At 74.4% G+C, this 12,918-nt stretch carries 12 protein-coding genes and 1 pseudogene; 3 read left to right on the top strand and 10 right to left on the bottom strand.

From position 1 onward, the window contains the following. Positions 1–82 precede the first annotated feature (82 nt). The 8 genes and pseudogenes from ACIQTO_RS10355 to ACIQTO_RS10320 all read right to left on the bottom strand — a co-directional run bounded on the left by ACIQTO_RS10355 (position 83) and on the right by ACIQTO_RS10320 (position 8,057). Entirely contained in the window at positions 83–760 is a 678-nt protein-coding gene (locus ACIQTO_RS10355; RefSeq protein ID WP_402385594.1) for a serine hydrolase domain-containing protein, read from the bottom strand. 104 nt (positions 761–864) lie between these two features. Continuing rightward, positions 865–1,311, bottom strand: a pseudogene (locus tag ACIQTO_RS10350) (serine hydrolase); the annotation flags it as partial. Between the two features lie 162 nt (positions 1,312–1,473). Further along, positions 1,474–1,977, bottom strand: a complete 504-nt coding sequence (locus ACIQTO_RS10345; RefSeq protein WP_402385591.1) for a hypothetical protein — start codon at positions 1,975–1,977, stop codon at positions 1,474–1,476. 173 nt (positions 1,978–2,150) lie between these two features. Next, positions 2,151–3,296, bottom strand: a complete 1,146-nt coding sequence (locus ACIQTO_RS10340) for a winged helix DNA-binding domain-containing protein (RefSeq protein ID WP_402385588.1) — start codon at positions 3,294–3,296, stop codon at positions 2,151–2,153. Positions 3,297–3,647: 351 nt separating this feature from the next. Next, positions 3,648–4,250, bottom strand: a complete 603-nt coding sequence (locus ACIQTO_RS10335) for a hypothetical protein (protein ID WP_402385585.1) — start codon at positions 4,248–4,250, stop codon at positions 3,648–3,650. Positions 4,251–4,397: 147 nt separating this feature from the next. Next, positions 4,398–6,623, bottom strand: a complete 2,226-nt coding sequence (locus ACIQTO_RS10330) for a hypothetical protein (RefSeq protein WP_402385582.1) — start codon at positions 6,621–6,623, stop codon at positions 4,398–4,400. Between the two features lie 477 nt (positions 6,624–7,100). Then, on the bottom strand, positions 7,101–7,541 hold the full coding sequence (locus tag ACIQTO_RS10325; RefSeq protein ID WP_402385579.1) for an NUDIX domain-containing protein: 441 nt from the start codon (positions 7,539–7,541) through the stop codon (positions 7,101–7,103). A 123-nt stretch (positions 7,542–7,664) separates the two neighbouring features. Further along, positions 7,665–8,057 carry a hypothetical protein gene (locus ACIQTO_RS10320; RefSeq protein ID WP_402385576.1) on the bottom strand — a complete coding sequence of 131 codons (393 nt, stop codon included), beginning with the start codon at positions 8,055–8,057 and terminating at the stop codon, positions 7,665–7,667. 509 nt (positions 8,058–8,566) lie between these two features. Between ACIQTO_RS10320 and ACIQTO_RS10315 the strand changes: the two genes are divergently transcribed. Beyond that, positions 8,567–8,734, top strand: a complete 168-nt coding sequence (locus ACIQTO_RS10315) for a hypothetical protein (RefSeq protein ID WP_402385573.1) — start codon at positions 8,567–8,569, stop codon at positions 8,732–8,734. A 139-nt stretch (positions 8,735–8,873) separates the two neighbouring features. Here ACIQTO_RS10315 and ACIQTO_RS10310 read toward each other — a convergent pair whose 3' ends face one another. Both ACIQTO_RS10310 and ACIQTO_RS10305 read right to left on the bottom strand, forming a co-directional pair. Then, entirely contained in the window at positions 8,874–9,218 is a 345-nt protein-coding gene (locus ACIQTO_RS10310; RefSeq protein ID WP_402385571.1) for a hypothetical protein, read from the bottom strand. Positions 9,219–9,415: 197 nt separating this feature from the next. After that, positions 9,416–10,519, bottom strand: coding sequence for an NADH:flavin oxidoreductase/NADH oxidase (locus tag ACIQTO_RS10305; protein WP_402385568.1), 1,104 nt, complete (start codon positions 10,517–10,519; stop codon positions 9,416–9,418). Between the two features lie 629 nt (positions 10,520–11,148). On the opposite strand from ACIQTO_RS10305, the gene ACIQTO_RS10300 reads away from it, so the two are divergent. Continuing rightward, complete coding sequence (locus tag ACIQTO_RS10300) at positions 11,149–11,814, top strand: 1,4-alpha-glucan branching protein (protein ID WP_402385565.1); 666 nt, start codon at positions 11,149–11,151, stop codon at positions 11,812–11,814. A 539-nt stretch (positions 11,815–12,353) separates the two neighbouring features. Next, positions 12,354–12,830: a hypothetical protein gene (locus ACIQTO_RS10295; protein ID WP_402385562.1), complete on the top strand. Its 477-nt coding sequence runs from the start codon at positions 12,354–12,356 to the stop codon at positions 12,828–12,830. Positions 12,831–12,918 lie beyond the last annotated feature (88 nt).

Genomic DNA, 12,918 nt, shown 5'->3' with positions numbered 1-12,918 from the left:
CCCTGTGCCGGTGCGGCCGGGCCGGCTGAGTGACGCCCGCCCGCGCGGCCGGCCGCGCGGGTGTCACTCAGCGGGGCGTCACTCAGCCGAAGTCCGGGATGGGGTGGTCCGGGGCGAGCGCGGCGGCGATCCGCTGGGCGATGGTGTGGGCGCTGTGGCCGCCGGGAGCGGTCGGGCCGTCGGTGGTGGAGACGGCGATGGCCAGGTGCTCGCACGGCAGGTAGTCCTGTGACGCCGAGTAGCCGAAGAACAGCGGGTGTTGGGAGATCCAGTCGTTCAGGACGAGCACGCCCGTGCCGTAGTGGGTGGCCTCGGTCTGCGCGATGCAGATCGTCGCGGGGCACTTCGGGGTCGGCGTGCCCAGGCCCACCGTCCCCGGGTTCAGCAGTTCCCGGTAGGAGGACGGGGAGAGCAGTTCGCCCGAGCCGATGCCGACGGCGGAGCGGGCCAGGTCGCAGATGTCGGTGGTCTCCACCGCGCCGGGGGCGGTGGTCCACGAGGGGTTCCAGAAGGTGGACTCCTCGTACTTGCCGCGTTCGGAGGTGAAGGCGTGCAGGACGGGCGTCGGGATGTCGGGGGTGAAGCTGTTGCGGGTCTCGTGCAGTCCGAGCGGGCCGGTGACCTCCTGCTGGAGCAGGTGGTCCAGCCGGGTCCCGGTGATCTTCTCCAGGGCCGCGCCGAGCAGGACGAAGTTGGCGTGCGAGTAGCTCCAGTTGGTGCCCGGCTCGTACCAGAGGTCCTGGCCGGTGGAGATGCCCACCAGTTCCTCGGGCGTCCACTGGCGGAACGGTCCGCGTAGACGGACTCGCCGAAGCCGGGGCTGGTGACGTAGTCGGCGAGCCCGGTGGTGGAGGCGGCGAGCATGCGCAGGGTCATCCGCCGGCCGTAGTCGTGCGGCAGGTCGGGCAGCCAGCGGCCGACCGGGTCGTCGAGGCCCACCCTGCCCTGGTCGACCAGCCGCAGGAGCGCCGTACCGAGGTAGCTGATCGCGATGTTGCCGTTGCGGAAGTGCATCGCGGGCTCGGCCGGGACCCCGGTCATCGACTCGCCGAGCGCGCTCGTGACGAGTTCGCGGCCGTCGACGGTGACCCGCAGGATCACGGACTTGAGGTCCAGCTCCGTCCTGGCCTGCTCGGCGATCCGCAGCACGTCCAGCGCCGGGCCGCTCGCGGGTGGTGGGGAGCTGACGCAGGGTCCGCGGCGGGCGGCGTCCGGTGTCGCACCACCGGCGGTGGTGACCGGGGCGCCGAGGGCGATGAGCGCGGTGGCTGCGGCGAGGCACAGCAGGGAGGAGCGGCGGGAGGGTCTCATGCCCGCAGTATCGGCACGGGAGCCCGCGCGACCCGCCCCACCGGCCGCCGACCCGCGCGGGTGTCACCCGTCGGGCCCGCCGGGCCGCGCCCCGCCGTCCCGGCCCGGGGGATGCCGGTCCCGCCGGCCCGGTCCGGCGCGGCGGGACCGGCGCGGACCGGATCAGTTCAGCGTGGCGGTGAGAACGGAGTCGTCCCGGCTGAGGTGGTCGATCGTGAGCTCTCCGGAGGCGCCGTTGTAGGCGCCGGTCCCGCCGGTGACCGCGAAGGTGTGGGACCACGGCTGGTAGCCCACCACCACTTCGGTCACCGCCGGCAGCGGTCGCTCGAAGGCGCCGGCGCCGGTGAGCGTGCCGTCGGTGAGGCGCAGCACCACGGTGGCCAGGACCAGCGACGTGTCCGGCCCGACGGTGATGGGCAGGCTGTGCGCGCTCTCGGTGCCGACCGGGCGGTCGGCGGTGTCCCGGAGTTCGTAGTGGACGAAGTACGGCGCGCCGGCTGTCAGGACACCGGGGATGTCGGCCGAGGCCCGCCTGCCCTTCAGGTTCAGGGTCGAGGCACGCCGGGCCGCGCGGGCGGTCCCGGTCAGGCCGAGGGTCGCGCCGGTGCCGACCGCTGTCGCGGATGCCAGGCGCAGGGCGTTCCTGCGGTCGATGTTCGTCATCATGTTCCCGATGTCTGGTGCGGTGGCGCGCGGGCGGACGAGCGGTGCGCCCGCGCCCCGGTGGACAGGCGGCTGCCTTCCCCGCACCGGGCGCCTCCTACCGCGGTCGGCCCGGGAACCCTCCGAACGGAGTACCGGGGGGCGGCTGCCGCCGCCCCCGGTGGTCGTCCCCCGGTTCACCCGGTGAGCAGGCGGGTTTCGGCGGCCGGCAGGCCCTTGGCCCACCAGTGGTCGTAGCGCCGGTAGACCAGCGGGTCGCGGTCGGCGAGGAACGCGATGAGGGAGCCGGCCTCCGCCGCCAACGTCTCCCAGACCTCGTCCGGGAGGGGGTGGAAGGCGGCGGCCTCGATCCCGCTGTCGACGGTCCGCCAGACGCCGGCGACCAAGCCGTCCACCAGCAGGGTGGGCAGCACGTCCCCGTTCACGCGGATCACCGCCTTGCGGTAGGCGGGCGGCAGGACGCGGCCGCGGTCGGCGTAGACCAGCAGGGTGCTGTCCCACATCGGCAGGAACCTGGCCGGTGCGGGGGTGTCCTCGGCCGGCCGGGGCGCGCCGGGGAGGTCGTACAGCACCGCGCCGTCGGGGCCCTCCAGGTGGTCGAGTTCGCCGGCGAGCGCCTGGACCGTCGTTCTGACGCGGGCCCGCTGGATCAGGGCGAACTGTGCCATGTCCGCCACCGACGCCGGGCCGAACCCCTCCAGGTAGCGGCGGATCAGGGGCTTCGTGCTCTCGACGACGGTCTCCGGGTCCGTCAGTACCGGCCGGGTGCCCGCGGCGACGAACGACTGCCGGGTGCCGAACGACCAGGGGCCTCCGGCGGGGGCGTGCCACAGCGGCGCGTACTGTCGCAGCATCCGCCCGGCGGCCGGCTCCACCGGCGCGCCCCGTCGCTCCCCGAGCCAGCCCTGGACCTCGGCGCCGGTTCGCGGCCGGTCGGCGAAGTCCAGCAGCCCGGGCAGCAGGGCGTCCGCGTCGGCGGCGGTCAGCCCGGACGCCGTGAAACGCCTGTCGCCGAGCCTGGAGGCGCGCAGCGTCGGCTCCATGGCCTGGCGGAACGTCCGGTAGTCCGCGGTGTGGACCAGGTGCAGCGTGATCCGCATCAGGGTCGACCTCACCACCCGGAGGTCGGTCACGGCGGTGTCGAGTCCGGCCGGGTCGAACCCGGCGAGCCGGGTCCACAGCGCGAGGTAGGGCGAGGCGGGCTCCTGCGCCTGGAGCGCGACCACCCGTCGCACCGCGGCGGCGGCGTCGAGCGGCTCCCGGGCGAGCAACAACTGCCGGGCGAGCGTCGAGCGGTTGAGGGCGCGCGCGGTGATCACCATGCCCGCATTCTGTCGCTCCGTCCCGCCCCGCGACACCCGTTCGGACCGCGTCGGCGGGCCGCGCGATCCCGGTGTTCGGGACGTGCGCGAGCGGATCCCGGCCCCCGCGGACCCCGCGACCCCGCTGAGCCGCGACAGCCTCGGCGCGTGCCACTTCCGGGCCCGCGCGCGACTTCCGGGCCGGGGAGGCCGTCCGCGCCGTCCCGTCGTTCCAGTCCGCGCACGGCCGGCTCATCGCGGTGGCCGGCTCCGGCGAGCCGCTGACCGTGGCGGTCGGCGGCCACCTGGCCGGGGCCGGCCGCGGGCGGTGCCGCGGGGGCCTGAGCCGGACGGCGGCGGCCGCGGCCGCCCTCAGTGGCAGATCTGCCGGCGTTGCTGCGCCAGGACGGTGGTGACCAGGTCGCCGAGGGCGAGGCGGGTGGGCGTCTGGTCCTCGGCGGGCCCGGGCCAGATGGTGGGGTCCGTGGTGACGGTGGCGACGGCGGCGAGGGTCTGGGTGTCGGGGCAGTAGTCGGTGAGGGTGGCGGCGCCGGGGCCGGTGGTGACGCCCTGGCCGATCCGGCTGCGGGCGGTGGCGCTGATGCCGGTGCCGGTCGGGCGGTCCGGGTCCACGGCGAAGAGCAGGACGCGGACGACCTCGTGGCCGTCCACGGAGATGACGCAGGTGAGCTTTCCGTGCCCGCCGAGCGAGTCGTCGGAGAGCGTGCGGGACTCGACGCCGGGGCGGTCCTTCGGAAGGACGAAGCCGAGCGGGGTGTCGTCCGCCCGCGTGAGTCCGCAGAGGTTCTGCTCGAGTTCGGCGTCCCAGAGGCCGGCGGCGAACGTGGCGCCGGCGGAAGCCGCCGCGACGACCACGGCCGCGGGCGCGAGCAGCCACCGGCGGGAGCGCCGCGGCCCGGTCCGCCGTGCGGCGGCGTCGGTTGACGGCTCGTCGAGCGGAGCGTGCGTGGTCATCTGCGCGGTTTCCCCCGGTGTGTTCGTACGGTCGGCGCGAATTCTAGCGTTCCCCCGCGCTCGCCCTCCCGGACGGCGGAGGGCCCCTGCCGGTGCGCCGCACCGGCAGGGGCCCTTGTCAGTCGATCTGCCGAGAAGGCGGAGTCCCTAGTGTCGGCGGCTCCGGGTGAACAGGGCGACCAGGCCGATCAGGACGAGGCCGAGGGCGGCGAAGGCGAGCAGCGGGAGCGGGCCGGCGCCGGTGCCCGGGAGCTGCCCACCGGGGTTGGCGTCGTCCGAGTGGGAGGGCCGGGGGCTGTGCGGCCAGGTCGGGGACGGCGAACCCGTCGGGTTGGGCGACGCGGTCGGGGACGGCGAGGCCGTCGGGCTGGGCGACGCGGTCGGGGACGGCGAGGGCGAGGGGACGGTCACCGTGACGGCGGCGCGGCAGTGGGCGTCGCCGTCGCCGGGCCGGCAGTTGTTGCGGTAGGTGTCGGAGACCACGGTGTTGGTGAGTGAGGTGTCGGCGGTGAGCGAGGAGTGGACGGTCACCGAGTAGGTGACGGTGGCACTCGCGCCGACCGGCAGGTCTCCGGTCCAGCGCAGAGCGGCGCCGGTGACGGTGACGGAGCCGAGGTCGGTCGCGGCGTCGTTGTTGTAGTCGGCGTGCTTGAGCACGTCGGTGAGGTCGTCGTCGAGGGTGACGCCGGTGGCGGGGACGCGACCGGTGTTGGTGACCTTGATCTGGTAGCCGACGGTACGGCCGGGGGTGCTGGACGTCGGGTCGGCGGTCTTCTCGATCCGGTAGACGGGGGTGTCGACCACGGTGTTGCGGACGGTGTTGCTGGTGCGGGTCTGGGTGCGCCGGGTCTGGACGCCCTGGAAGTCGAGGGTCGCGGTGTCGTCCAGGACGGTGCCGCTGGTGGCTGTCGGATCGACGGTGGCCTGGAAGGAGACGGTGCTGGTGGCGCCCGGGGCGAGGTCGGCGACCTGACAGGTGACGGTCTGTCCACTGGCGGTGCAGGCGGGGTTGGAGCCGGCGGTGAAGGTGGTGCCGGCGGGCAGCCGGTCCGTGACGGTGATGCCGGTGGCGGTGTCCAGGCCCTCCGTGCTGCCGTCGGGGTGGCGGTTGGCGACGGTGAAGGCGTAGGTGACGGGGTCGCCGGGGGAGACGTTGCCGGGCGGGTTGTTGTCGGTGGTGCCGGCGGGGGTGTTGGCCTTGGTGATCTGCAGGTCCGGTTCGAGGGCGTCGACGGCCAGCCAGACCGCCTGCGGGTGCAGCGCGTCGCCCGAGCCGTTGATCTGGAGCACGGCCTGGGTGCTGCCGGCGGGGATCTTGCCGGTGACGTCGATCATTCGGGCGTCGTAGCCGTAGTTGTTGACCGGTGCCGGGTCGCGGGTCGTGATGTTGGTGCCGCTGCCGTCGGCGGCGACCCGGTCGATCCGGCTGGTGAAGGCGTTCTCGGTCGAGATGCCGGTGGGGCCGGGCATCGGCACCAGCGTGAGGTTGTCGGCGGCGGAGCCGACCAGCAGTTGGTCACCCGAGATCGGCACATCGCCGTCGCCGACGGTCACGCCCATGGTGGCCGGGGCGGGGGTGGCCGCGGTCCGGATGCCGCTGAGGGTGAGCGTCGCCAGGTTGTCGGGGGACCGCAGCAGCTGGAAGCCGTCCCAGACCTGGAGGTAGCGCAGCGGTTCGGCCTGGTCCTGGTACGCCACGACCAGTGACCAGCCGCCCCAGCAGCCCACGTTGTTCCCGCCGAAGTTCTGCGCCGAGGAGCGTCCGGCGCAGGCCTGGATGTCCGCGACGGTGTAGCTGCCCGCGCCGGCGGCCTTCACCTGGGCGGTGACGTCCTTCACGCCCGCCCCGGCGAGCAGCGGCTCCGGCGGGTTGCCGCCGACCTGCTGATCGAACCAGTCGTAGGTGTCGGCGGTGAGCTGCTGGTACGAGGAGGCGCCCGGGACCTTCCAGGACACCAGGTTGCCCGTGTTGATGTCCCCCGAGGTGCCGCCCGCGGTGCTGGTGTTGGTCGGGTTGAACTGCCAGTAGAGGCGCGCCGAGAGCACCTCCGACCCGGCCGGGATCACCAGCTGCGCGGAGGACGCGTTGTTGCCGGGCGCGGCCGGGTCCGTCTTCACGTACATGGTGCGGCCGTTGTTGGTGCCCTCGGTGTCCGAACAGACGGAGCCGTCGCTGGGGTCACACGTCAGCACCGAGTTCGACGCCATCGTCAGGTTGCCGTGTGCCAGCAGGTCGACGACGGGGGCCGGGCCGATCGGCCGCTGGGTGCCGGCGCCGCGGACCGCCGCCTGGCGCTGTGACAGGTCCGGTGTCGCGAACGCCTGGTCCGCGGCGACCGGAGCGACCACCGAGGCGGCCAGTGGGACGGCCACGCACAGCGCACGCAACAGTCTCAGGTGCGGGGATCGGCGATGTAGCACGGGTGACCTCATAACGGGAGTAACGGGAGAAAAGGGATCTGGCGGAGTCCAGCGTCACCCGGCACCCGCGCCGTTTCGTGCTGGACACGCCGGAGTGATCAACTAGTCTCCGCGTTCCGTCCCGGGACGATCGGCCGGGGCGGAGACGACGGCCGCCCTCCGACCCCCCTCGGGCAGCGGGCCGCCGAAGGGGTGAATCCGGCGACGGTCGCAACCTGCGCGACCCCTCACCCGCGACGGTGCCCGCGGGCGCCCCGGCCCGAGCCGGGGCGGCTCTGACCGGGCGGCCGCACGCGCACGGCTCCGCCGGCCGGCCGGCCGCTCTCGGCGGTCAGGTGGGGCCCGTGGCCACGCCCACCGCGGTGCCCGACCGTCCTCCTCCGACCCGGGCTCGCCGGGAGGTCGTTCCCTTGGGTCCGCCTCGCGCGATCAGCGGGTGACGAGTGCTCGGACGGCGTCGCTGACGGCGGGGATCCCGCCGGGTCCGGCCCACTCGTGCGCGTCATGCTCGGTGAGGGTGACCGGGCCGGTCCGGGCGACGGTGACCTCGAAGGTCAGCTGCCGGGTGAGGGCGCCGCTGCCGGAGGTGTGGTCGAAGTGCCCGAGGTACTTCTCGACCACGTCGATCCGCAGGCCGGTCTCCTCGTCGACCTCCCTCAGCAGGGCCCGCTCGATGCCCTCGCCCTTCTCGACCTTGCCCGACGGCAGCTCCCACAGGCCCGCCAGGAACTCGCCGGCCGGGCGCCGCAGGAACAGCGTGCGGTCGCCGTCGGTGATGACGGCGGCCACGACGAACCGTTCCACCCCGTCCGTCTCGGCGGCGGCGCGGATCGTGCCCTCGAACGTGGGGTCGGCGAAGGGAAGGGTCACAGCGGCTCCTTGTGGTGGGCACTCACCTTGACGGCCGCGCGGATGTCCTGCTCGGCCGGCGGACGATCCTGTCCACGATGCCAGACCGGGAGTGCGCGTGGGCGCGCTCGGCGGGTGGCCCGCTCAGGCGGGCAGCCAGGACGGCCACCACGGCGGGATGTTGTCGGCCGGGCAGAGTCCCGAGTCACCGTGGTACCCGTTCGGCGTGCCCAGCAGCGCGAAGCAACCGACCGCCAGCACCGCGAGCGTGAGCAGCACCAGGCCCGCCGGCACGATCCCCCGCCAGGCGAGGGGCAGCCCGGCCGTCAGCCGCCTCGCGCCCGCCCACACCGCCACCGCCGCGACCAGACAGAGCAGTTCCATGCCCGGCCACTCGACGAACGTGAACGCGAACCGGTGCTGCGGCTCCCACGCCGCGTCACAGTAGCTCCGTGCGGACGCCACCAGGTAGGCGGCCCCGAATCCACCGGCCGGCCCCAGGATCCCGACCCCGACCCCGGCGGCCCCGCGCAGCACGGCCGGTCCCCGAACTCCGGCCGGCTGACCGGACCTTGCATCGACAGGCATACTCATGTCTCTCCGGACGCACGCGTCACGGCGATGGTTCTCCACGGCCGGGGCCCGGCCCGCGCCCGGACGAGGCGACCGCGTCGCAGGCGGCCGGTGGAGCGCCGCCCGCCCCACTCGGGGCCGCTCGACGTCCGACGCCGGACCGGACACGGCCACGCCTCGCGCCGACGGCTTCCCGGTCGACCGTCCCGGCGCGGGCCGACGGGTCGTGCCGCGTACCGTCCGAGGGTCCGGTCGCGCCGGGCACGCGGTGGTCACCGTCACGGGAGGAGTGGTCCGATGCCAGGGCCGGTCGAGCACGTCCGCAACAGCGTGTCCGGCAGCGAGGTGGCCGGGCTGACGGTGCAGGCCGGAACGGTCAACATGACCTTCTCCGCGCCGAGTTCGGGGCCGGAAGCGAGCCGGTTCGAGGATGACCCGACGGTCGCCCTGCCCGATCTGCGACGCCCGTCCCAGTGTGCCTTCTGCGCTTCAGCGGCAGGCTCCACACCCGGGGCTTCGCCCTCCACCTCGCCGGCACCGGCACATACGAGGACAACGTCCTCCCCTCGGGGCTGCCCGCCGGCAGCCCCGAGGACCGCCTCACCCGCGCCGGAGGCCGCTACCTCGACACCCCGGCCTGACCAGCCCAACACCCCCCCCACGAACTCTTGCGGAGCATCAGTAGGGTCCGCGGGCCCGTGGTGGCGTGGACGCCGGGTGGGTCGGCCGGCACCGCCTCCGGTCCGGGGTACGGCCGGCCGGTCGCCGGGCAGCCCGTCGTCACAGAGGGGTGAGGATGTCCTGGTGCGCGCCGTCGAGGACGAAGCCGTTGTCCAGCCGGACCCGGACGGTCACCTGCTCGCCCCGTTCCAGGTACGCGGCCCAGTGCGGTTCCAGCGCGGCGATCTCTGCCTCCAGCCGGGTCCGGCTCGCCTCCGGCATGGTGTGCCCGAAGTCCTCGAACAGCGCCTTGAGCCGCTGGTACTCGCCGGCCTCCTGGCTCTGCGGGAGTTCCCCGTCCACCCGCTCGACGGTGCCCTCGATCCCGGCTCCCAGGGAGAGGAAGCCGATGACGGCCCCGGCCTCCCCGGCGACCGCGTCACCGATCCCGAGGTCCTCGGCCAATCTGACGCGCCGTCCTTCCGCCAGGGTCATTCGTCCACTGCCTCTCCATCGCTCGGTGCCGCCGACGCCGCCGGCCCGCGGCGTCGACCATTATCCCCGGGCCCGTGCCGCTGCCGGACCTCGGCGAGGGGGTCGCCGGTGACCGCCACCCCTGCCGCCGAGGGCGCCCGCGAACCCGGGGGGCCGCCGGCCGCCGGCTACGCCCGGTGGTACTGCACCGGGGCGGCGACCTCGCCGCCGAGGGCGGTGGCGGCGTGGCGGGCCCAGTACGGGTCGCGCAGCAGCTCGCGGCCGACCAGTACGGCGTCGGCCCTGCCGTCGGCGAGGATCCGCTGGGCCTGGGCGGGGTCGGTGATCAGGCCGACGGCGGCCACGGGCATCCCGGTCGCGTCGCGCACCGCCTCCGCGAACGGGACCTGGAAGCCCGGGCCGGCCTCGATCCGGGCGTCCGGCACGAGGCCGCCGGTGGAGACGTCGAGCAGGTCCACACCGTGGGCGTGCAGTTCCTTGGCCAGCCGGACGGTGTCCTCCGAAGTCCAGCCGTCGCGCTCGTCCTCGGGGTTCTCGGTGAGCCAGTCGGTGGCGGAGACCCGGAAGAAGATCGGCAGCTCCTCGGGCCACACCGCGCGGACGGCGTCGACGACCTCCAGCGCGAACCGGATCCGGCCCTCGAAGGACCCGCCGTACGCGTCGGTGCGGCGGTTGGTGTGGGGGGAGAGGAACTCGTGGATCAGGTAGCCGTGGGCGCCGTGGATCTCGACCACCTGGAAGCCGGCGTCGAGCGCGCGCCGGGCGGCGTCCGCGAACTGCCGGACGACCTCGCCGATCTGCTCCGTGCTGAGCTCCTCCGGAGCGACCCGGTCCGGCTCGAAGGGGAGGGCGCTGGGGGCGACGGGCCGCCAGCCGTGGGTCTCCTCCGGCGCCAGCGCCCGGCCGCGGTCGACCCAGGTGCGCTCGGTGGACGCCTTGCGGCCGGCGTGGGCGAGCTGGATGGCCGGGACGGTGCCGTGCGCCGTGAGGAAGGCGGTGATCCGGCGGAAGGCCTGGGTCTGGGTGTCGTTCCACAGGCCGAGGTCGTAGGGGGAGATCCGGCCCTCGGGGCTGACGGCCGTGGCCTCGGCGATGATCAGCCCGGTGCCGCCGGCGGCGCGGGCCGCCAGGTGGGAGAAGTGCCAGTCGGTCGGGGCGCCCGCCTCCGCGCCGTCCGGTGCGGCGCTGTACTGGCACATCGGCGGCATCCAGACCCGGTTGGGCACGGTCAGTGACCGCAGGGTGTAGGGGGTGAAGAGGGTGGTGCTCATAGCGGACTCCCGGTCGGGTCGGCGGGCGGAGAGGAGGCGGACCGCAGGTGATTGCAGAAGCAATCTATGCCGGAACAATAGTTGCGTGCGCGGCATAAGTGCAAGTGTCGTTCCCGCTCCGAGGTCCGCCGCACGGTGCCGGGCCCGGTGGCGCCGGTCCGATGTCGCGAGGAGACGGACCCGGCCGCCGGTCGGGTCCGTCGTGGCCCGGTGCCGGGCGCCCGCCGGGCGGCGGCGATCAGCGTGCGGCGGCGATCGGGACGCGGCGGCAATCAGGACAGTGGTGCCCGTAGGAGCGGTGGCCGGCCGGCCGGTGCGCGCCGTGGCGCCGGCGGCTGCGCGGACGCCTGCGGCCCGGTCGGGCCGGTGCGGGCGGAGGGGAGCCGTCCCCCTCCGGGGGTGCGGTGGGGCGCGGTTGCTCGGCCGTCGGAGGCATAGATCATCAGGCTCACCGGGGGAGGGGGCGGTTGTCACACCGGGGTGTGACGGCAGCGCCCGCCGGGGACCGGTTTCGGCCCCCGCGCGACCGGTCCGACGCAGCGCTGTCCGGCCGCCCCGCGCCGCCGGCGCACCCCGGGGATGGGAGGGTAGGAGGGCCCGCGTGTGATCAACGGAGGAGATCGTTCGGCATGGCCGTCATCCATCAGACCGTCCTGAAACCGACCAAGCTGGAGCTGCTCACCGCCTGGCTCCCCACTCGCCCGTGGTACGGCGGCGGCGCGGGCGGACCGGAGTTGGTCAAATCCGGCGGCTTCCGGCTGGACGACCCGCAGGGCGAGGTGGGGATCGAGTTCATGGTGGTCACCGACACCTCGGGCCCGCACCCGACCGCGTACCTGGTGCCGCTCACCTATCGCGGCGCTCCGCTCGACGGGGCCGAGCACGCCCTCGTCGGCACCATGGAGCACGGGGTGCTGGGGCGGCGCTGGGCCTACGACGGTTACCACGACCCGGTGCTGGTCGCCCAGTTGCTCGCCCTGATCGAGGGCCGGGTCCGGGCCCAGGACCAGAACGCGAGTGACACCCCCGACCTGGACGTCACCGCTTCCCGCACCGGAGAGGGCTCGATCTCCGGGGAGTCCCCGGTGACTGCCGCCGACGACCGCGAGGGCACCGCGCTGGTCCTCCCGGGTGGCGCCGCCCTCCGCCTGCGGCGGGCCCTGCGGCCCGCCGAGGACGGCTCGCCGCTTCCGCCGCAGGGGGCGGCCGGCTACCTGGCCGGGGTCTGGAGCACGCCGGACGGTGTCCGGGTCCGGGGGCTGTTCGCCGTCCTGCGGCCGGCCTCCGGGGCCTGACGCGGGACGCGGCCGGCCGGGGTGCCGGCCGGCCGTGCCCCGTCCTCCGGTCCCCCGGAGCCGGTCGGGCGGGGGCGGCGGACGCCCACGCTTGTCGGATACATGACCGTCACGCGAAATTCACGGCCCGGGGTCTACTCGCATAGAGAGCGGCGGGCCATTCTGGTGTCGCGCCGCTACCCGCGCGGTTCCGCACCCGCACGGCACCACCGTTCTCCGCGTCAGCAGGGCCCGTCCGGACCGGTATCCGTCTTTCTCCCCGTCACCGTCCCCGGTCGGAAGGACTCCTGGCGCAGGCCCTGGAGCACGGTGAACCCGATCGGTCCCGTGCACCCCCGCGCGCTGAAGCGTCGCCGCGTCTCCGAACCGCCCCACCCCCACCGCAGCGCCGCACGGCACGTCGTACGGCCCCCCTCCGGCCGGCCCCGCCCGGCCGGCCCTCGACCGTCCACCGGGCGGGTCGAGGCCGGCCCCGCCCGGCCGGCGACGAGCCGGGGGTGCCCCCAGCCCGAGGTCCACCACCCTCACCGGGAGAGCAGATGAAGCTCCGCACCGTACCCACCGTCGTCGCCCTGGCCATGGCCGGGCTCGCCCTCGCGGCGCCCACGGCCGGCGCCAGTGGTACCAAGGTCTCGCAGGCGACGGCCGCCGCCCAGTTCAGGAACGCGGGTATCACCTGGAGTTCCAGTGGCGGCTGCACCACCCGGTCCAACTCGACCTGCACCTCGTTCGAGCAGATCAACTCCGGCACGGTGAGCACGATCATCACCCTCAAGCAGTCCAGCGGCTGTGCCATCAACATCACGGGAGGCACCGAGGTGGGCCACGCCTCCGGGACCTACAGCCACTACAACGGCTACAAGGTCGACATCTCGCGCAACTCCTGCATCGACGGCTACATCCAGAACAGCTTCACCTACATCGGCTACCGGGGTGACGGTTACCCGCAGTGGAAGGCCGCCTCGGGCAACCTGTACTGCAACGAGGGCAGCCACTGGGACATCCTGGCCTACTGACACCGGCCGCACACCGGCCTCCGGGGGCGGGCCTCGGGCCGGCCCGGCCCCGGAGGGAACGTCACGGCGGGCCGACGCGCGCCGGTCG

Origin of the sequence: Kitasatospora sp. NPDC091207, assembly GCF_044768625.1 — a bacterium.
Taxonomy (GTDB): Bacteria; Actinomycetota; Actinomycetes; order Streptomycetales; family Streptomycetaceae; genus Kitasatospora.
Note: the sequence above shows the minus strand (reverse complement) of the source record. Positions and strands in the feature narration are given on the sequence as shown.